The sequence below is a fragment of the Shimia sp. CNT1-13L.2 genome (assembly GCF_024331145.1).
Taxonomy (GTDB): domain Bacteria; phylum Pseudomonadota; class Alphaproteobacteria; order Rhodobacterales; family Rhodobacteraceae; genus Shimia.
Genome location: NZ_JANDJO010000010.1, coordinates 96771 through 115392 on the forward strand (window position 1 = coordinate 96771; position 18622 = coordinate 115392).

The window sequence follows — 18622 nt, forward strand, 5'->3', positions numbered from 1 at the left end:
AGCCTCCCCCGACAATTGCTCAAGCCCGGTGCTTTCACCGGGCTTTTTGCGTTCCGACATGTGAAAATCACGACCGGTCACACGAAAATTTGCAGCCCATTCACAGGATCGTCACTTTACCTTCACATACGCCACGTCAACTTTTGAAGTGACGCAGCGTTCTACTTACGTCAACGTAAAGCAACATTGTAACCACGACGGCAGATGCCAATCTTGCCCATGGAGCGACCGTAAAGACGAGGGTGATGAGATGACCGATACGACAATGACAATCCGCGAAATGTGCGACGCATATGACGTCACACCCAGAACCTTGCGGTTCTACGAAGCCAAGGAACTGCTGTTTCCCATTCGTGAAGGCCAGAAACGCCTGTTCACGAAACGCGACCGCGCACGCCTCAAACTGATCCTTCGGGGCAAACGGTTTGGCTTTTCGCTGGAAGAAATCCGGCAACTTCTCGATCTCTACGACATGGGCGACCAGCAAGCGACCCAATTGCAGCGCACCTACGAAGTCGCGCAGCAACGCCTGCAGGACATGGTTGAACAGCGTGATGAGCTGAACGAGGCCATCGACGATCTGAAAGAACAGCTGAAATGGGGCGAGAAGGTTCTTGCCCAGCTGAGCACCACGAAAAAAGCAGCAGAGTAATTAGGGAAGAGACTGATGCCGAGCTATACCGCCCCTGTAAAAGACATGCAGTTCGTCCTGCACGACGTTCTGGACGTTTCGAAATCCGACATTCCCGGCTATGCCGAACTTGAATCCGATTTCACCAATGCCGTTCTGGAAGAAGCCGGCAAGCTGACCAGCGACATTCTTGCGCCTCTGAATGCCGTGGGTGATCAGGAAGGCTGCCGTCTCGAAAACGGCATCGTCTACACCCCCACCGGCTTCAAGGAAGCCTTTGAACAGGTGAAAGAAGGCGGCTGGACCGGTCTCGACATGCCCGAGGAATACGGCGGCCAGAACATGCCCTACGTGCTTGGCACCGCTGTCGGGGAAATGTTCTCGGGCTCCAACCAGGCCTTTACCATGTACCAGGGCCTGACCCACGGTGCGGCCTCGGCGATCCTTGCCCACGGTTCGGAAGAGCAGAAGAACACCTACCTGCCCAAGATGGTGTCCTGCGAATGGACCGGCACCATGAACCTGACCGAGCCGCATTGCGGCACCGACCTCGGCCTGATGCGCACCAAGGCAGAACCGCAGGACGACGGCACCTACAAGGTCTCGGGTCAGAAGATCTTCATCTCGGCCGGTGACCACGACATGTCGGAAAACGTGATCCACCTGGTTCTGGCTAAGGTTCCCGGCGGTCCCGAGGGTATCAAGGGTGTTTCGCTCTTCATCGTGCCCAAGTTCATCGTCAACGAAGATGGCACCCCGGGCCAACGCAACGGCGTCTCGGTGGGCAACATCGAGAAAAAGATGGGCATCCACGGTAACTCGACCTGCGTCCTGAACTACGACGAGGCAACCGGCTACCTGATCGGAGATCTGAACAAAGGCATGCGTGCCATGTTCACGATGATGAACGAAGCGCGTCTCGGTGTCGGCATGCAGGGTCTGGCCCAGGCCGAAGCCGCCTACCAGAACGCGGTGATCTACGCCAAGGAACGCCTGCAGGGTCGCGATGTGACCGGCACCAAGAACCCTGACGGCCCGGCCGACCCGCTGATCGTGCACCCTGACATCCGTCGCTCGCTGATGGACCAGAAGTCCTTTGTCGAAGGCGCACGTGCCTTCATCCTCTGGGGCGCGACCTTGATCGACCAGGCGCACCGCAGCGGGGACAAGGACGCCGACGGCCTGATCTCGCTCCTGACCCCTGTCATCAAGGGTTTCCTGACCGACGAAGGCTACGACATGACCGTCAAGGCACAACAGGTTTACGGTGGCCACGGCTATATCGAAGAGCACGGCATGAGCCAGTTCACCCGTGATGCCCGCATCGCGATGATCTACGAAGGCGCCAACGGTGTTCAGGCCCTCGACCTGGTTGGCCGCAAACTGGCCCAAGACGGTGGCAAACACGTCATGGCCTTCTTTGATCTGGTCAAGAATTTCTGCAAGGAAAACGGTGAAGATGAGGCCATGGCCGATTTCATCGGCCCGCTCAAGGCCGCGTCGAAAGACCTTCAGGCCGCCGGAATGTACTTCATGCAGAACGGCATGAAGAACCCCAACCACGCGCTGTCGGGTTCGAATGACTTCATGCACCTCTTCGGCCACGTCTGCCTCGGCCTGATGTGGGCCAAGATGGCAAAGGCCGCAACGTCAGCTCTGGCCAACGGCACCTCTGACGCTGCGTTCTACGAGACCAAGCTGGCCACCGGACGCTACTACATGGCACGTCGCCTGCCCGCCACGGGCATGCACCTGGCACGTATCCAGACCGGCGCCGACACCGTCATGGCTCTGGACGCCGAAGCATTCTAAGGGCTTGGGCGGGTCACTCCCGCCCCCCTCAAGGCATTAAGGGAGGACAGATGCCAAAACGCTTTCGCCTGACCCGCCGTCTCCCGGTCGCGCTGACCGAAGACGCCTATCGCCGGCTGCGAGGCTTCGCCGCCGAATCGGGTCTGGACGAAGGAGAGGCCCTGTCCTTCCTGCTCGAAAATCTTGACGCCGTGGTGGACGAGGAAAGCTTTGCCCACCGCCTGCGACAGTTCAATTCAACGCTGGACGCGCGCAAGCGCTGACAGCCCGAGGAGGAAAGACATGGCATCGTCCTGGATGACCGATGAGCACCAGATGCTCGCTGACATGACAGCGAAATTCATCAACGATGAATGGGCGCCGAAATTCGAGAAGTGGCGCAAACAGGGCGAAATGGACCGCGAGACCTGGCAACAGGCCGGTGAACTTGGCCTGCTCTGCCCCTCGATCCCCGAGGAATACGGCGGCGTTGGCGGCGACTTCGGCCACGAAGCCGTCATCCTGATGGAATCCAACCGCGCCAACCTTGCCAGCTGGGGCCACGGTATCCATTCGGGCATCGTTGCTCACTACATCCTTGCCTATGGGTCGGAAGAACAGAAGAAACGCTGGCTGCCCAAGATGGTTTCGGGAGAAATCGTCGGCGCGCTGGCCATGACCGAACCCTCGGGCGGCTCGGACGTTCAGGGCATCAAGACCAAGGCTCTGAAAGAGGGCAATTCCTACCGCCTGTCGGGCCAGAAAACCTTCATTACCAACGGCCAGCACGCCAACCTCGTGATCGTGGCTGCCAAGACCGACCCAAGCGCCGGTGCCCGCGGGACATCGCTGGTGGTTGTCGAGACCGAAAACGCCGAAGGCTTCTCGCGCGGTCGCAACCTCGAGAAAATCGGGTGCCACGCGGCAGATACCTCGGAACTCTTCTTCGACAACGTCGAGATCCCGCCCGAAAACATCCTTGGCGGTGAAGAAGGCCAGGGCTTCTACCAGATGATGCAGCAGCTTGGTCAGGAACGCCTGGTTATCGCCTGTATCGCCATGGGGTCGATGGAAGGCGCCGTGGAACGCACCATCGCCTATTGCAAGGAACGCGAGGCCTTTGGCGGCCCCATCATGCAGTTCCAGAACACCCGCTTCAAACTGGCGGAATGCCTGACCAAAACCAAGGTGGCACGGGCCTTTCTGGATGAGTGCATCAGCGAGTTGATCGCCGGCGAACTGACCGTCGAAAAGGCGGCAATGGCGAAATACTGGATCACCGACACGCAGGGCGAAGTTCTGGACGAATGCCTGCAACTGTTCGGTGGCTACGGATACATGCAGGAATACGCCATCGGCGAAATGTGGGCCGACGCTCGCGTTCAGCGCATCTATGGCGGCACCAACGAGATCATGAAGGAATTGATCTCACGCAGCCTTTGATCTTGTTGGGGAGGACAAGACCATGACCATCAAACTCTACTGCTTCGGCGAAAGCGGCCATTCCTACAAGGCCGCCCTCGCCCTCGAGCTGTCGGGCCTCGACTGGGAGCCAGTGAAGGTCGATTTCTTCGCCGGTGAAACCCGCAGCCCCGAATACCGTGCGACCGTCAATGAACTGGGCGAAGCCCCGGTTCTGGTCGATGGCGATGTCTCGCTCACCCAATCCGCGGTGATCCAAGACTACGTTTCCGAGAAATCGGGCAAGTTCGGCGGCAACAACGCAGCCGAACGCCGAGAGATCCTGCGCTGGCAGTTCTGGGACAATCACAAGCTCTCGTCCTTTGCCGGTATGACCCGTTTTCTCATGAACTTCCTGCCAGAGGACAAGCAACCCAAAGAGGTGATCGCCTTCAATCAAGGCCGCCTTCAGGGCGCTTACGACATCCTCAACAAACACCTTGAAGGGCGCGATTGGATCGTTGGCGACAGCGTCACCAATGCCGACCTCACCTGCTGCGGCTACCTGTTCTACGACGAGCCTTTTGGCTTTTCCCGCGCCGACTGGCCGAACATCGACCGCTGGCTCAACAACATCTCGGCCCTCAAGGGCTGGAAACACCCTTACGACCTGATGCCCGGCTCCCCTGCGGACCGCGCCTGAAAAGGAGATCATTGATGACCGAAGCCTATATCTATGACGCCGTGCGCTCGCCGCGTGGCAAGGGCCGCAAGGACGGCAGCCTGCACGAGGTGACCTCGGTGCGCCTCTCGACCACCGTGATGAACGCCCTGAAAGAGCGCAACAACCTCGAAGGCCACGCCGTCGAAGACGTGATCTGGGGCAACGTGACCCAGGTGAAGGAACAGGGCGGCTGCCTTGCCCGCACCGCCGTTCTGGCCTCTGACCTCGACGAGCGTATTCCCGGCCTCTCGATCAACCGTTTCTGTGCCTCCGGCATGGAAGCCGTGAACATCGCCGCCAACCAGGTCAAGGGCGGCGCAGGCAATGCCTATATCGCAGGCGGCGTCGAAATGATGGGCCGCGTTCCCATGGGCTCCGACGGTGCTGCCATCGCGGTTGACCCCTCGGTCGCCATGGACATGTATTTCGTTCCGCAGGGCATCTCGGCCGATATCATCGCCACCGAATACGGTTTCAACCGTGATCAGGCCGATGAACTGGCCGTTGAATCGCAACTCCGTGCCGCGCAAGCCTGGGAAGAGAACCGTTTTGCGAAATCCATCGTCCCGGTGAAAGACCAGAACGGCCTGACCATTCTCGACCGCGACGAATACATGCGCCCCGGCACCGACATGCAAAGCCTCGGTGGTCTCAAGCCCGCCTTCAAGGAACAGGGCGAAGTCATGCCCGGTTTCGACAAGCTGGCGCTAATGAAATACCCGCACCTCGAAGCCATCAACCACATTCACCACGCGGGCAACTCCTCGGGTATCGTGGACGGTTCCGCAGCCGTGCTGATCGGCAACAAGGAATTCGGCGAAGAATACGGCCTGACCCCGCGTGCCCGCATCAAGGCCACCTCGAAAATCGGTCTCGACCCGACCATCATGCTGACCGGCCCGGTGCCCGCGACCCAGAAGATCCTCGCCGACAGCGGCATGGCAATCAGCGACATCGACCTGTTCGAGGTCAACGAAGCCTTCGCATCCGTGGTTCTGCGCTTCCAGCAGGCCTTTGACGTCGATCCTTCGGTCGTGAACGTCAACGGCGGCTCGATTGCAATGGGTCACCCGCTGGGTGCAACCGGCGCCATCATCATCGGCACCCTGCTGGACGAGATGGAACGTCAGGACAAGGAAACCGGTCTCGCCACCCTGTGTATCGCATCGGGCATGGGCGCAGCGACCATCCTGGAACGCGTGTAAGGAGCAAGAATAATGAGCGATTTCAACCTCTCCGTAGACGCAGACGGCGTCGGCATCATCACATGGGACACCATCGGCAAGTCGATGAACGTCATGTCGGAACAGGCCTTTCAGGACCTGAATGCCATCATCGACACGGTTCTGTCCGATGACGCCATCAAGGGCGCGATCATTACCAGCGGCAAGCCCGGCTCTTTCGCCGGTGGCATGGACCTCAACGTTCTCGCCGCCATGCGTGACCGCGCAGGCGACAGCCCGGCACAGGGCCTGTTCGACGGCGTGATGTCGATGCACCACGTCCTGCGCAAGATCGAACGTGCGGGCATGGATCCCAAGACCAACAAGGGCGGCAAGCCGATTGCCTGCGTCCTGCCCGGCACCGCGCTTGGCATCGGTCTGGAACTGCCCCTGTCGTGCCACCGCATCTTCGCTGCCGACAACCCCAAGGCCAAGATCGGCCTGCCGGAAATCATGGTCGGCATCTTCCCCGGCGGCGGCGGCACCACCCGCATGGTCCGCAAGATGGGCGCCATGGCGGCCTCGCCATTCCTGTTGCAGGGCAAGATGGTCAACCCGCAGAAAGCCAAGTCGGCAGGCATCATCGACGAAGTCAGCGCCGACCCGATGGCCGATGCAAAGGCCTGGGTTCTGTCCGAGCCGAAGATCGTCAAACCCTGGGATGAAAAGGGCTACAAGATGCCCGGCGGCGACCCGTATCACCCCGCTGGCTTCATGACCTTTGTCGGCGCATCGGCGATGGTCAACGGCAACACCTGGGGCGTCTATCCGGCGGCCAAGGCGATGCTGTCTGCCATCTACGAAGGCGCGCAGGTTCCTTTCGATACCGCCATCAAGATCGAGGCACGCTGGTTCACCAACGTCCTGATGAACCCCTCTTCCTCGGCGATGATCCGCAGCCTGTTCATCAACAAGGAAGCTCTGGAAAAAGGCGCCAACCGTCCCGACGTCCCCGATCAGTCGGTCAAGAAAGTCGGCGTTCTGGGCGCAGGCATGATGGGCGCAGGCATCGCGCTGGTTTCGGCCAAGGCGGGCATGGATGTTGTCCTGATCGACACCAGCCAGGAAGCGGCAGACCGCGGCAAGGCCTACTCCGAAACCTTCATGGACAAGGGCATCTCGCGCAAGAAGGCGACGCCCGAGCAGAAAGAGGCGATGCTGGCCAAGATCAACGCCACCACCGACCTTCAGGCGCTGTCCGATGTTGATCTGATCATCGAGGCCGTCTTCGAAGATCCCGGCGTCAAGGCCGAGATGACCAAGAAGGTCGAAGCGATCATCCCCGAGGACGCGATCTTTGCATCGAACACCTCGACCCTGCCGATCACCGGCCTTGCACAGGCCTCGGTCCGCAAGGAACAGTTCATCGGCATCCACTTCTTCTCGCCCGTCGAGAAGATGGCACTGGTCGAGATCATCAAAGGCAAGGAAACCGGCCCCCGCGCCGTGGCCAAGGCACTGGACTATGTCCGCCAGATCCGCAAAACCCCGATCGTCGTCAACGACGAGCGTTTCTTCTACGCCAACCGCTGCATCATCCCCTACATCAACGAGGGCGTGATGATGGCTGGCGAAGGTGTTGCGCCGCAACTCCTTGACCACGCGGCCCAGCTTCTCGGCTTCCCGGTGGGCCCGATCCAGCTGGTTGACGAAACCTCGCTCGACCTCGGTGCCAAGATCGCCAAGGCGACGATGGCCGCGATGGGCGACGCCTATCCCAAGTCGGTGGCCGACGATGTGACCTTCTGGATGGTGGAAGAAGGCCGTTTGGGTCGCAAGGCCAAGGCCGGTTTCTTCGACTACGACGAAAAGGGCAAGCGTCAGGGCTACTGGAAAGGCTTTGCCGACAAGTTCCCGCGTCTTGACGAGCAACCCGACGTGACCGAAGTTCAGCACCGCCTGATCTTCGCGCAGGTTCTCGAAGCAGTACGCGCCCTTGAGGCCGGTGTTCTCGAAGACATCCGCGAAGGCGATGTCGGCGCGATCCTCGGCTGGGGCTTCATGCCGTGGTCGGGTGGCCCGTTCTCGTGGCTCGACATCGTTGGCGCCGCCTGGGCTGCCGAGAAATGTGACGAGCTGACCGAGAAGTACGGCGACCGCTTTGCCTGCCCGCCGCTGCTGCGCGAAATGGCAGACAAGGGCCAGTCGTTCTACGGCCGCTTCGGACCGGGTGCCGCCAAGGCCGCCTGATCTGCCCCTGAAAAACGCGAAACGCCCGGTCCATTCAGGCCGGGCGTCTTCATTTCTGGATCAGTCGGCCTTCAAGCCACGTCGTAGTCGAAATTATCGCCCATGTAGCCGCGCTGCAAAAGACGCGCTGCCACCACCAATGGAAGCATATTATAGTTCTGCGCCGCGCCGAACTTGGGCGGAAGACCAGCACTTACCCCCCAATGCGCCTGGCAGAACATCAAGGCCCCGTGGTTCACGAAAACCATCTGGTCGGTCTCGAAGACCGGCAGGTAAACCTCTTCCGCGCCCTTGGGCTTCACACGCTTGATCCCCCCCAGAACCTCAAGCGCCGCGCCCGGGATTACGGCAAAGGGGTCACCCCATTCATCCATGATCTCGTCGCTTTCCACCAGGATGCCCTGACGCGGCATCACCGTCAAAGCATCGCGATTTCCGATGGTTCCGGGCGGCACGAGAAACGGCCATGCCTCGACAGGGCAATCGTCCGAGCCTTCCCAAAGCTCGCCGCGTACCACTGCCTGCACTTCCTGCAAGCCACCGTCAAACGTCAGAATTTCGTCACCAGCCTCGATCGTCTCGATCGGCTGCCAGCCCTCCTGCGTGGCGACTTGTGTTCCCTCCACAAGTCCACATCCAACGCCCAGGAGAACCGGGTCTTTGTGTTTCTGCTTCCGAGGATCCGGCCTTCTGGCGCCGTCCACCGGATTCGTCCATCCGAACATCTTCATCCCCTTGCTTCTGCATTACGGATTTCTGTGCTCTCATTAATCTCCAAGTATTGGGAACTGCTTTGCCCAAAATGAGGAGACTTTGAGGCAAAGGGCAAAAAGTGAGGACAATCCCGGCCTTGATTGCCGGATTGGCGGCCAGAAAGGCGGCAATTTCGCCTCCTGCGCGTGCCCGACCTGTTGATTCTATCAGCTCTCGCCCTGCGATCTAAGCGCGATGATCAGACCCGAAGATACAATCATCGCGATACCCACTCCTTCCAGCAGCCCGAGATTCTGTTCAAACAGGATCCACGCAAAGAAGGGGGCAAACACCATGATCGAGTATTCGAACACCGCCACGTTGGTAGGTTCATCCATCTGGTAAGCCCGGATAATCAGGAAAACCCCGATCACCGACCCGACGGCCTGCAGGGCGATCCACGGCAAAGCATCTGCGAAACTCCAGGTCCACCCGCGGCTCAGAAACGTATCGCCAGCCCACCCCGACGATGTCAGGACCACCGACATCACGCCGCCAATCACCCCAAGCACCAGCATGTTCATGGTCAAAAGCGACAGGGCGCTTTCTCCCGCGCACCAGCTCCTCGTGGCAATCGCCGAGATCGCATAGAAGAACCCGGCAGCCACCGGCATGACCATCCAGAGGCTGAACCCGTCCCCTCCGGGCTGCAAAACCAACAGGATTCCGGCAAATCCGGCAAAGACCGCCAATATGCGCCACCGCCCGATCCGCTGGCCCATGACCAACACATTGATCAGCAGAACGAAGATCGGAGAGGTAAACAACCCCGCCAAGGCCTGCGCAATGGGCATCAACCCGAGCGACCCGAAGTACAGCATCATCGACGTCGACAGAACCACGGCCCGCGCCAGCACCGGTCGCCAGTTTTCGGGGCGCATGACCCCCAGCCCTAAAAGCGACATCACCACCAGCAGCGGTGCCATGAATGTCGAGCGCATGGCATGCAGCTGCCACAGGCCCAGCGACTGGGAGATCACCGTGACAAAGTTGTCGATGAACCCGATGATGCACATCGCACTCAACATCGAAATCGCTGCTGCAATGGGTCTGTTGTTGACGCCGCTCATGATTTCTGCCTCTAATTGTCTGACATTTGTCGCTAAGGAACAAATATCCCGATGTGGCACACAATATCTGTCGTAAAACCGACAAACGCTCTGAGAATCAAGGGAGGGATCTGATGGGCTGGATGGTTGATGAAACCGGGCTGGACAAATGCGCCGCCAACTTCGTGCCCCTGACACCGCTGTCGCACCTGCAACGTGCCGCCAAGGTGTTCCCCGACACGCTTGCCGTCAGCTACGGCAAACATCGCAAGACCTATGCCGAATACCACGCACGCTGTAGCCGCCTGGCCTCTGCGCTGGTCGGGCTGGGCGTCAAACCCGGTGACGTGGTCGCCACCCTCATTCCGAACCTGCCCGCACAGGCCGAGGCGCATTTTGGCGTGCCCGCCTGTGGTGCCGTTCTCAACACGATCAACGTGCGTCTCGATATCGATACGGTGGCCTATATCTTCGATCACGGCGGTGCCAAGGTGGTTCTGGCGGACCCGCAGTTCATGGATACGGTCGAAGCCGCCATCGAAGCGATGGAAGGCCCTGCACCCACTGTCATCGAAGTGGCCGACGATCAGGCCAGCTTTCACGCCAGTGGAAAATACACCGAATACGAAGCGCTTCTTGAAAGCGGCGACCCTGAATTCGACTGGATCATGCCCGACGATGAATGGGAAAGCCTCGCGCTGAACTACACCTCCGGCACGACCGGCCGACCAAAAGGCGTGGTCTATCACCACCGTGGTGCATACCTCATGACAATGGGCACCGTGGTCAGCTGGCGGATGACCCTGCATCCGGTCTTCATGGCCATCGTCCCGCTGTTCCATTGCAACGGCTGGAACCACACCTGGATGATGCCGATGCTTGGCGGCACCCTGATCTGCTGTCGCGACATCAGCGCCCAGAACATCTACAACGCCATCCACTATGAAGGCGTGACCCACTTCGGCGGCGCGCCAATCGTTCTCAACATGATCGTCAACGCGCTGGACGAAGAACGCCGCACCTTCGACCACACCGTCGAAGTCTTCACCGCCGGTGCCCCGCCCGCCCCCGCCACGCTCGCCAAGATCGAAGATCTCGGCTTCAACGTGACACAGGTCTACGGCCTGACCGAAACCTATGGCCACGTCACCGAATGCCTCTGGAAACCGGAGCAGTGGGACGATCTCGACAAACCCGACGTTGCCGCGATCAAGGCCCGCCAGGGCGTTGCCATGCCGATGATGGAACATATCACCGTCATGGACGAGAACATGGAACAGGTGCCGATGGACGGCAAAACCCAGGGCGAGATCGTCATTCGCGGCAACTCGGTCATGAAGGGCTATCTCAAGAACCCCGAAGCCACCGAAGAAGCCTTCAAGGGCGGTTACTTCCATTCCGGCGACATCGCCCTGCAGCACCCCGACACCTATGTCCAGATCGCTGACCGCGCCAAGGACATCATCATTTCCGGCGGCGAGAATATCTCGTCTGTCGAGGTCGAAGGCGTTCTTATGGGGCACCCCGCCGTCTCGCTGGCCGCCGTGGTCGCCAAGCCCGACGACAAGTGGGGAGAGGTGCCCTGCGCCTTCATCGAACTTCTACCCGGTCAGGAAACCAGCGAGGCCGAGATCATCGCCTTCTCACGGGAAACCCTTGCCGGCTTCAAGGCGCCCAAGAAGGTGGTGTTCCAGGAGCTTCCCAAGACCTCGACCGGCAAAATCCAGAAGTTCCAGCTGCGCAAGGTCGCAGCGGATCTCTAGGGTTTGACCTGTACAAATGTGAACGGGGTGGTGGCAAAGGTGCGTTGCCGCCCCGCCTCTCCTCATGGTAGTGTCGCGCCAACAGAGGCAGAGCAGCCCGGCACCACCCAATGAGCAAAACAGCCCTTCAGAAATATGATCGCATCGAGGCAACCGGCCTCTGGCGTCCGTCTCGCGACGCCCAGCGCCGTGATGTCATCGTCTCGATTGGCGAGGCCACGCTCACCATCACCGACACACAGGACCGGCCCCTCGCGCATTGGTCCCTCCCGGCCGTGGCCCGCCAGAACCCCGGCCAGCGCCCGGCGATCTATGCGCCAGACGGCGATCCCGGCGAAACGCTGGAACTCGCGGACGGCGAAGACGAGATGGTGGATGCCATCGAAAAACTGCGTTCTGCCCTGCATCGTCGACGCCCGCGCCCTGGTCGCCTCCGGCTGGTCACACTGGGCAGCCTCGCCTTTGGCATCGCCGCCCTCGCCGTGTTCTGGCTGCCGGATGCGCTGCGCAACCATGCGGTTTCGGTTGTGCCTGATGCAAAACGGGCCGAGATCGGCACATCGCTGCAAACCCACCTGATCCATCTCACCGGAAAACCCTGTTCCAGCCTGCTTGCCACACCGGCCCTTGGCAAACTCGCCACCCGCCTTGATGTGCCGAACCTTGTCGTCGTGCGCGACGGCGTCCGCGACACGGCCACCCTGCCCGGCGGCACGATCCTGATGAACCGTGCCATTGTCGAAGACTTCGAGGAACCCGACGTTGCCGCGGGTTTCATCCTTGCCCAGAAGGCCGAGTCCCGCGAACACGATGCCCTGCGCCAGTTGCTGGAACACGCGGGCATCGGCGCAACCTTCCGCCTCCTCACCACTGGCTCCCTGCCGGATGGTGCCCTGCGCGCCTATGCCGAGGCGCTTGTCCTACTCCCCCATTACACGCCGCCGACAGAAGACCTGCTGGCGCTGTTCTCGGAAAAACAGGTCAAATCCACGCCCTATGCCTTTGCGCTGGACCCATCCGGCGAAAGCACGATTGACCTGATCGAAGCCGATCCCTTTGTCACCACCCCCGAGCCCGTTCTCACCGATGGCGATTGGGTTGCGCTTCAGGGCATCTGCGACGGTTGAATCAAAAAACACGCCCCAAGAGGCGTGCCCTTGTTTCTAAACCAACAGTCGAAATCAGTTGCGCACAAAGGCTCCGGCATAACCCGCGCTGCGCACCTTCTGCGCCGCGCTTTCAGCGGCACCATCATCAGCAAACGGCCCAACCAAAACCATGCGCTTGGTCACGCCGCTGCGTGTGTACTTGCCGATCTTGACCGGCACCCCAAGGCTGCGCACCTTGCGCGCAACGCTTTGCGCCGTGGCCGCATCACCGTAAGTCGCCACCTGCACATAGGCGCGGCCCGAAAGGCGCAGGGCCTTTTCCTTGCTCTCGCTGCGCGTGGACACCACCGGCGATCCCGCCGACTTGGTCGAGACATAACCTTCGGCCGCAGTTCCCCGACGCAGAACCCGTGGCGTCCCATCAACCCAGACGCCATCCATCTGCGCCTTGCCGGCAAAGGTCTGCTCGGCGCGATAGGGGTTATAACGGTCATCGCCGAAATCCACTGGACGGTAGCCTGCCGGAGCCTCTGCATTTACCATGGCATGATAGCGGTCTTCATAGACGTGACGCGGCACGACACGCACGTGTGGCCCAACTTCCCCCTCACGCACAACGCGACCACGCAGGTATCCCTCGCGGTGGATGCGGATCACGGGCGCAGGCGCTGTCGCCTTGCCGGTTCCGGGGGTATAGGGCAACTCGGCCTGCGGACCACAACGCACCTTGTACTTTGACACGACACCGGTCCGACAGGGCGCATCATACCCGGTCTGGCGCGGCACCTGTTCCAGCGAACGGCGCGGCTTGGTCTTGGCCATGGCCGGTTTCGTCTTGGGTTTGGCAGGGGTCACGACAACAGGCGCGGCAGCAGCGGGCTTGACCTTGCGCACTGTCGTCTTCGGTTTCGTCACCACGCGCGTCGTGGGTTTCGGCGCTGCCGCGGCAACCGGTTTAGGCGCTGTCTGTGTTTCCGGAGACGCAGCCTCGATCTGGACAACGTTCTTGTCGAGTTTCGGCGCGGCCTGCACAGATGTCGTGCCACCGGGGTTTGTCGGCTTATAGCCGCAAACAACCTTGCGATCCCGCGTCATGCGCGGCACCCAGGTCACATTCCCATCAATGCCGGCGCGGATGTAAACACACCCCTTGCTGTCGACGTACTGCTTGCCCTTGTAGGATGCCGGTGGAAATTCGTTCGGCGTATCCACGTTTCTCAGGGACTGGGCGTTAACGCCCGCCGCGACCCCGAATGATCCCGCGATAATGGCAATCGCTATTGCTCTGCTCAGTTTCATTGTGCCCCCACAATATATTGGGGCTAGTCTAGCCGCAAAACCCTATATGAGTAAACCTTCCATAGGGTCACAAAATGGCCTTATTTTCTTTGGGTTAGCGGCCCGCCCCCGGCGGGACACGGGCCGCGCACCATTATTTGGTGCCAAACATCCGGTCACCGGCATCGCCCAGGCCGGGCATGATATAGCCCTTTTCATTCAGGCGCTCGTCGAGTGCGGCCGTCACGATCGGCACATCGGGATGCGCTTCTTTCATCCGCGCAACCCCTTCCGGCGCCGCCAGCAGGCAAAGGAAGCGAATGTCCTTGGCGCCCTGCTCCTTCAGAAGATCAATCGCCGCCGCAGATGAGTTACCCGTCGCCAGCATCGGGTCGACGGCAATCACCAGACGCTCGCCAAGATTGTCCGGTGCCTTGAAATAGTATTGCACGGGCTCAAGCGTTTCTTCGTCACGGTAAAGACCAACAAACCCGACACGGGCCGAGGGGATCAGTTCCAGCATCCCGTCCAGAAGACCGTTGCCCGCGCGCAGAATCGAGACCAGCGCCAGCTTGCGCCCGGCAAGCACCGGCGCATCCATTTCCTGCATCGGCGTGTCGATCCGCTTGGTGGTCATCGGCAACTCGCGCGTCACCTCATAGGCAATCAATTGGCTAATCTCACGCAGCAGGCGGCGAAATTCGCCGGTCGAGGTATCGGTCTGACGCATAATGGTCAGTTTGTGTTGCACCAGCGGGTGATCGACGACGGTCAGGTGATCCATCAGTTGCTCTCCAGTTTCTTCTTGATACGCGCCCGAGTGTCCTCGTCGCAGAATGCCGCCTCGGCGGCCGTTAGGTTGATCGCGCGGAAATCATCTTCTTCCCAGCCAAACGCCTCGGCCAGCATGTCATACTCCCGACGCATTGTCGTATGGAAAAACGGCGGATCATCGGTTGACACCGTAACCCGCACACCCGCCTCGCGCAGCCTCTGGATCGGGTGGGCCGCGAAAGAGGGATAAAGACCCAGAACCACGTTGGAGCCGGGACACACCTCCAGCGTGATCTGCCGCGCCACGAGTTCCGCCACGAGCTTCGGGTCTTCGATTGCGCGCACCCCATGTCCAATCCGCTCCACGTTCAGATCGCGGATCGCTTCCCAGACACTCTCGGGGCCGCCAAACTCGCCTGCGTGGGTGGTCAGCCGCAGCCCCGCCTCCCGCGCCATGTCAAAGGCATAGGCAAAGTCACCCTGATGGCCCTTGCCCTCGTCCCCGCCCATGCCAAGACCGACAATCCAGTCACCGGCCGTCTCGGCCGCACACAACGCCGTCCGCTTGGCCTGTTCCGGACCGAAATGGCGCACGGGCGTCACAATCCCGCGCAGAATCACGCCCCATTCGGCCTCGGCACGATCCGCGGCTTCCTGAATGGCCGCGAGGTATTCCCGCCACGCCGCAACATCGCCGCCACCACAGAAATCCGGCGACAGGAAGGTTTCGCAGTAGATCACACCGTTCGCGGCACTTTGCTCAAGCACCGCGCGGGTCAACCGGGCATAATCTTCCGGCGTTTTCAAAACGCTGGTTGCCGCCTCGTAGACTTGCAGGAAGTGAACGAAGTTCTCAAAAGCATAGCCGCCCCGTTCATCAAACACGCGGCTCAAATCAACCTTCTTCTCGAAGGCCAACTGCCGGATAAACTCCGGCGGCGCGGCCCCTTCATGGTGCAGGTGCAACTCGACCTTGGGCAGATCACTCACGCTCACAGGAAACTCCTCCCCGGCCCTTCACTTTTCACCCCCAGATGCGCCGCCACGCTGGCCGCCACATCCACGAATTCCACGATTCCGGCCTGCTTGCCCCCTGCCCCCGCGCACAGAACCGGCACGCGCTCTCGCGTGTGGTCGGTTCCGGGCCAGCTCGGGTCATTGCCATGATCGGCGGTCAGCACCAGAAGATCATCCTCTCGCAACCCGCCAATCACCTTGCCAATCTCGCGGTCAAACCACTCCAGCGCCCGTGCATAACCGGAAATGTCGCGACGATGGCCATAGAGGCTGTCGAACTCCACGAAATTTGCAAAGGTCAGACTGCCGTCCTCGGCAGTATCCACCAGGTCCTGCAAATCCTGCATCAACTTGGCATCCGCGCCCTTCACGCAATCATCCATGCCGGTCATCGAGAAAATATCGCCGATCTTGCCCACACCATGAACCTTGCGCCCGGCATCCTGAACCCAGTTCATCAGAACTCGTTCGGGCGGCGCGATGGCAAAATCCTTGCGGTTGGTGGTGCGCTCGAACCTCTCTTCGACACTGCCCACGAAGGGCCGCGCGATCACTCGCCCCACCTTCATCTCGTGCAGCACCGGCGCCAGCTGCTTGCAAAGGTCCAACAACCGTTCCAGCCCGAAATGCTCTTCATGGGCCGCGATCTGGAACACGCTGTCGGCGCTTGTATAGCAGATCGGCTGCCCGGTGCGGATATGCGCCTCGCCAAGATCGGCAATCACCTGTGTCCCCGACGCATGGCAATTGCCAAGAATACCCTCGACTCCGGCAATCTCGCAGACTTTGGCCACCAATTCCGCAGGAAAAGACGGGGTTTCATCCGGAAAATAGGTCCAGTCCCAGGGCACCCGCAATCCGGCCAACTCCCAGTGTCCCGAGGGCGTGTCCTTGCCCGCCGAACGCTCGGTTGCAGCCCCCCATGTCCCTGTCGGCACCGCGTCCAGCCCCGGTGTATCCTCGCCGCTTGAAAGCCGCACCGCAGCCCCAAGCCCAAGGCGATCCATATTCGGCAGGCTCAGCATCCCGCTGCGCCCCTCTTCCGCGCGGCCCTCGGCACAGGCCTGCGCGATATGGCCAAGCGTGTTCGCCCCCACATCCGGCAAGTCGCCGTTGAAAAACCGATCTGCATCCGGCGCGCCGCCACAGCCCACCGAATCCATCACCACGAGGAATGCCCGCGCCATCAGCCGATCCTTTCGTGCACCAAGGGCGGCACGACCGGAGCCTCCTGCCCCAGGGTGATCGCCGCCAAAACCGCCTGCTCCGCCTTGCGCGCCGCCTCTTCGCGGGCTGCATGAATCCGCAGCAGGGGTTGGCCTTTAACCACCTTCTGACCCAATGTCACCACGTCGGAAAACCCGACGCTGGGATCAACCACATCGCTTTCCACCTGCCGGCCGCCACCCAGTTCCACAACCGCAAGGCCCAGCGCCTCGCCGTCCATCGCGGTCACAAATCCGATCTCTGGGGCGGCAACCTCGCGGATAACCGTCGCTTCGGGCAGGAACCGTCGCCAGTTCTCGACAAACTGCACCGGCCCGCCCATCAGCGCGACCATGCGGCCAAACCGTTCCGCCGCCCTTCCATCCGCAATCGCCTTGCCGATCGCATCCGCCCCGGCATCCACGCCCCCTGCCAGACCGGCATTCGCCAGAAGCACGCCGCCAAGCGCCGCGGTCAGGTCCAGCAACGGGCCACCCGTCTCGCCGGTCAGAACGCCCATGCAGTCTGCAATCTCAAGCGCATTGCCAAGGGACGGTGCCAGCGGGCGGTTCATGTCGGAGATCACCGCGCTGGTCGGACATCCCGCAAGGTTGGCCGTGCCAACAAGCGACTGGGCCAGGGCCCTCGCCTCATCCGCGCTCTTCATAAAGGCCCCCGTGCCGACCTTTACATCCAGCACCAGACCCTCAAGCCCCGCGGCGAGCTTCTTCGACAGGATCGACGCCGTGATCAGATCAAGGCTCTCCACCGTCGCGGTCACATCACGGATCGCATAAAGCCGCTTGTCAGCCGGGGCAATTTCACCGCTGGCCGAAACGATGGCACAGCCTGCCTCGTGGACGACGGTCTTGAATTCCGCTTCAGAAACACTGGTGCGCAGCCCCGGAATGGCTTCCATCTTGTCCAACGTCCCGCCGGTGTGGCCAAGACCGCGCCCCGAGATCATCGGCACATAGGCCCCGCAGGCCGCAAGCGCAGGCGCCAGCACGATCGAGACGCAATCCCCAACGCCACCTGTCGAATGCTTGTCCAATACCGGCCCGTCACAGGACCACGACATCGTGTCGCCGCTGTCTCGCATCGCCAGCGTCAAGGCAACCCGCGCCTCTTCCCCAAGTCCTCTCAGGCAAACACCCATGGCAAAGGCCCCGGCCTGCGCATCCGAAACGCGCCCATCCGCCAACCCCTGGGCGAACCAGGCCAGTTCCTCGCGGCTGGGATCTTCTCCCCGGCGCAAATGGGCAATGATCGCGCGCGCGTCCATGACGATCAGGCCTTGTCCATATGCGCTTCGGTAAAGGCTCCTGGCAACAGCTCGGCCAGTGTCATCTTGAGTTCCGTGCCGTCGAGGTTCGCCATCGTCACGACAACATCGCTTGTGCCGAACTCTGAAAGCTTCTGGCGACACCCGCCACAGGGGGTCACCGGATGGCTGCTGTCGGCGACAACATAGACTTCGGTCAAACGGGTCTCACCCGCCGCGATCATCGCCGCGATCGCACCCGCCTCGGCGCATGTACCTTCGGGATAGGCGACGTTTTCAACATTGCACCCGGTAAAGACTTCGCCGTTCTCGGCACGGATCGCCGCGCCAACCTTGAAGTTGGAATAAGGTGCATAGGCGTTTTCTCGCACCGCCAGTGCGTCTTTTTGCAAGCTCATGGCTCCCCTCTCGTGATCTGGATGATCTCG

At 60.9% G+C, this 18622-nt stretch carries 17 protein-coding genes; 9 read left to right on the forward strand and 8 right to left on the reverse strand.

Annotation, left to right across the window (positions count from 1 at the left end; translation table 11 throughout):
* Positions 1 to 250 precede the first annotated feature (250 nt).
* Genes NNA36_RS17190 through NNA36_RS17220 form a run of 7 tightly spaced genes read left to right on the forward strand, consistent with a single transcriptional unit; the run spans position 251 to position 7960 of the window.
* Positions 251 to 652, forward strand: coding sequence for a MerR family DNA-binding transcriptional regulator (locus NNA36_RS17190; protein ID WP_255109282.1), 402 nt, complete (start codon positions 251 to 253; stop codon positions 650 to 652).
* Between the two features lie 15 nt (positions 653 to 667).
* Positions 668 to 2443, forward strand: coding sequence for an acyl-CoA dehydrogenase C-terminal domain-containing protein (locus NNA36_RS17195; protein WP_255109300.1), 1776 nt, complete (start codon positions 668 to 670; stop codon positions 2441 to 2443).
* A 50-nt stretch (positions 2444 to 2493) separates the two neighbouring features.
* Positions 2494 to 2706, forward strand: a complete 213-nt coding sequence (locus tag NNA36_RS17200; protein ID WP_255109302.1) for a hypothetical protein — start codon at positions 2494 to 2496, stop codon at positions 2704 to 2706.
* 19 nt (positions 2707 to 2725) lie between these two features.
* On the forward strand, positions 2726 to 3865 hold the full coding sequence (locus NNA36_RS17205) for an acyl-CoA dehydrogenase family protein (RefSeq protein ID WP_255109304.1): 1140 nt from the start codon (positions 2726 to 2728) through the stop codon (positions 3863 to 3865).
* Positions 3866 to 3887: 22 nt separating this feature from the next.
* Complete coding sequence (locus NNA36_RS17210; protein ID WP_255109306.1) at positions 3888 to 4526, forward strand: glutathione S-transferase family protein; 639 nt, start codon at positions 3888 to 3890, stop codon at positions 4524 to 4526.
* 14 nt (positions 4527 to 4540) lie between these two features.
* On the forward strand, positions 4541 to 5752 hold the full coding sequence (locus tag NNA36_RS17215) for an acetyl-CoA C-acetyltransferase (RefSeq protein WP_255109308.1): 1212 nt from the start codon (positions 4541 to 4543) through the stop codon (positions 5750 to 5752).
* A gap of 12 nt (positions 5753 to 5764) precedes the next feature.
* Positions 5765 to 7960: a 3-hydroxyacyl-CoA dehydrogenase NAD-binding domain-containing protein gene (locus NNA36_RS17220; RefSeq protein ID WP_255109310.1), complete on the forward strand. Its 2196-nt coding sequence runs from the start codon at positions 5765 to 5767 to the stop codon at positions 7958 to 7960.
* 71 nt (positions 7961 to 8031) lie between these two features.
* Here the strand turns inward: NNA36_RS17220 and NNA36_RS17225 are convergent, their stop codons facing one another.
* On the reverse strand, positions 8032 to 8586 hold the full coding sequence (locus NNA36_RS17225) for a Hint domain-containing protein (protein WP_255109312.1): 555 nt from the start codon (positions 8584 to 8586) through the stop codon (positions 8032 to 8034).
* Between the two features lie 294 nt (positions 8587 to 8880).
* Entirely contained in the window at positions 8881 to 9783 is a 903-nt protein-coding gene (locus NNA36_RS17230) for a DMT family transporter (RefSeq protein WP_255109314.1), read from the reverse strand.
* Positions 9784 to 9896: 113 nt separating this feature from the next.
* Here NNA36_RS17230 and NNA36_RS17235 point away from each other — a divergent pair, with 113 nt between their 5' ends.
* Together NNA36_RS17235 and NNA36_RS17240 are read left to right on the forward strand one after the other, a co-directional pair.
* Complete coding sequence (locus tag NNA36_RS17235; RefSeq protein ID WP_255109316.1) at positions 9897 to 11525, forward strand: AMP-binding protein; 1629 nt, start codon at positions 9897 to 9899, stop codon at positions 11523 to 11525.
* A 110-nt stretch (positions 11526 to 11635) separates the two neighbouring features.
* Entirely contained in the window at positions 11636 to 12652 is a 1017-nt protein-coding gene (locus tag NNA36_RS17240) for a hypothetical protein (RefSeq protein WP_255109318.1), read from the forward strand.
* Between the two features lie 54 nt (positions 12653 to 12706).
* Here NNA36_RS17240 and NNA36_RS17245 read toward each other — a convergent pair whose 3' ends face one another.
* From NNA36_RS17245 to NNA36_RS17270, 6 genes are all read right to left on the reverse strand, one after another.
* Positions 12707 to 13933, reverse strand: a complete 1227-nt coding sequence (locus NNA36_RS17245; protein WP_255109320.1) for an SPOR domain-containing protein — start codon at positions 13931 to 13933, stop codon at positions 12707 to 12709.
* A gap of 133 nt (positions 13934 to 14066) precedes the next feature.
* The gene (gene upp / locus NNA36_RS17250) at positions 14067 to 14699 is read right to left on the reverse strand and encodes a uracil phosphoribosyltransferase (protein WP_255109349.1); all 633 of its coding nucleotides are present in this window, start codon (positions 14697 to 14699) and stop codon (positions 14067 to 14069) included.
* Positions 14696 to 15682, reverse strand: coding sequence for an adenosine deaminase (locus NNA36_RS17255; RefSeq protein ID WP_255109322.1), 987 nt, complete (start codon positions 15680 to 15682; stop codon positions 14696 to 14698). The genes upp and NNA36_RS17255 overlap by 4 nt, the downstream gene beginning before the upstream one ends.
* Entirely contained in the window at positions 15679 to 16890 is a 1212-nt protein-coding gene (locus NNA36_RS17260) for a phosphopentomutase (RefSeq protein WP_255109324.1), read from the reverse strand. Before NNA36_RS17260 ends, NNA36_RS17255 begins: the two co-directional genes overlap by 4 nt.
* Positions 16890 to 18194 (reverse strand): thymidine phosphorylase, encoded by a 1305-nt coding sequence (locus NNA36_RS17265; RefSeq protein ID WP_255109326.1) that lies wholly within the window; start codon positions 18192 to 18194, stop codon positions 16890 to 16892. Before NNA36_RS17265 ends, NNA36_RS17260 begins: the two co-directional genes overlap by 1 nt.
* Before the next feature lie 5 nt (positions 18195 to 18199).
* Complete coding sequence (locus NNA36_RS17270; protein ID WP_369681685.1) at positions 18200 to 18592, reverse strand: cytidine deaminase; 393 nt, start codon at positions 18590 to 18592, stop codon at positions 18200 to 18202.
* Positions 18593 to 18622 lie beyond the last annotated feature (30 nt).

Excerpts from the sequence above, each read along its gene's own strand:
- NNA36_RS17190 (WP_255109282.1), top strand. The coding sequence starts at position 251 with ATGACCGATACGACAATGACAATCCGCGAAATGTGCGACGCATATGAC.
- NNA36_RS17195 (WP_255109300.1), top strand. The coding sequence starts at position 668 with ATGCCGAGCTATACCGCCCCTGTAAAAGACATGCAGTTCGTCCTGCAC.
- NNA36_RS17200 (WP_255109302.1), top strand. The coding sequence starts at position 2,494 with ATGCCAAAACGCTTTCGCCTGACCCGCCGTCTCCCGGTCGCGCTGACC.
- NNA36_RS17205 (WP_255109304.1), top strand. The coding sequence starts at position 2,726 with ATGGCATCGTCCTGGATGACCGATGAGCACCAGATGCTCGCTGACATG.
- NNA36_RS17210 (WP_255109306.1), top strand. The coding sequence starts at position 3,888 with ATGACCATCAAACTCTACTGCTTCGGCGAAAGCGGCCATTCCTACAAG.
- NNA36_RS17215 (WP_255109308.1), top strand. The coding sequence starts at position 4,541 with ATGACCGAAGCCTATATCTATGACGCCGTGCGCTCGCCGCGTGGCAAG.
- NNA36_RS17220 (WP_255109310.1), top strand. The coding sequence starts at position 5,765 with ATGAGCGATTTCAACCTCTCCGTAGACGCAGACGGCGTCGGCATCATC.
- NNA36_RS17230 (WP_255109314.1), bottom strand. The coding sequence starts at position 9,783 with ATGAGCGGCGTCAACAACAGACCCATTGCAGCAGCGATTTCGATGTTG.
- NNA36_RS17235 (WP_255109316.1), top strand. The coding sequence starts at position 9,897 with ATGGGCTGGATGGTTGATGAAACCGGGCTGGACAAATGCGCCGCCAAC.
- NNA36_RS17240 (WP_255109318.1), top strand. The coding sequence starts at position 11,636 with ATGAGCAAAACAGCCCTTCAGAAATATGATCGCATCGAGGCAACCGGC.
- NNA36_RS17245 (WP_255109320.1), bottom strand. The coding sequence starts at position 13,933 with ATGAAACTGAGCAGAGCAATAGCGATTGCCATTATCGCGGGATCATTC.
- NNA36_RS17260 (WP_255109324.1), bottom strand. The coding sequence starts at position 16,890 with ATGGCGCGGGCATTCCTCGTGGTGATGGATTCGGTGGGCTGTGGCGGC.
- NNA36_RS17265 (WP_255109326.1), bottom strand. The coding sequence starts at position 18,194 with ATGGACGCGCGCGCGATCATTGCCCATTTGCGCCGGGGAGAAGATCCC.
- NNA36_RS17270 (WP_369681685.1), bottom strand. The coding sequence starts at position 18,592 with ATGAGCTTGCAAAAAGACGCACTGGCGGTGCGAGAAAACGCCTATGCA.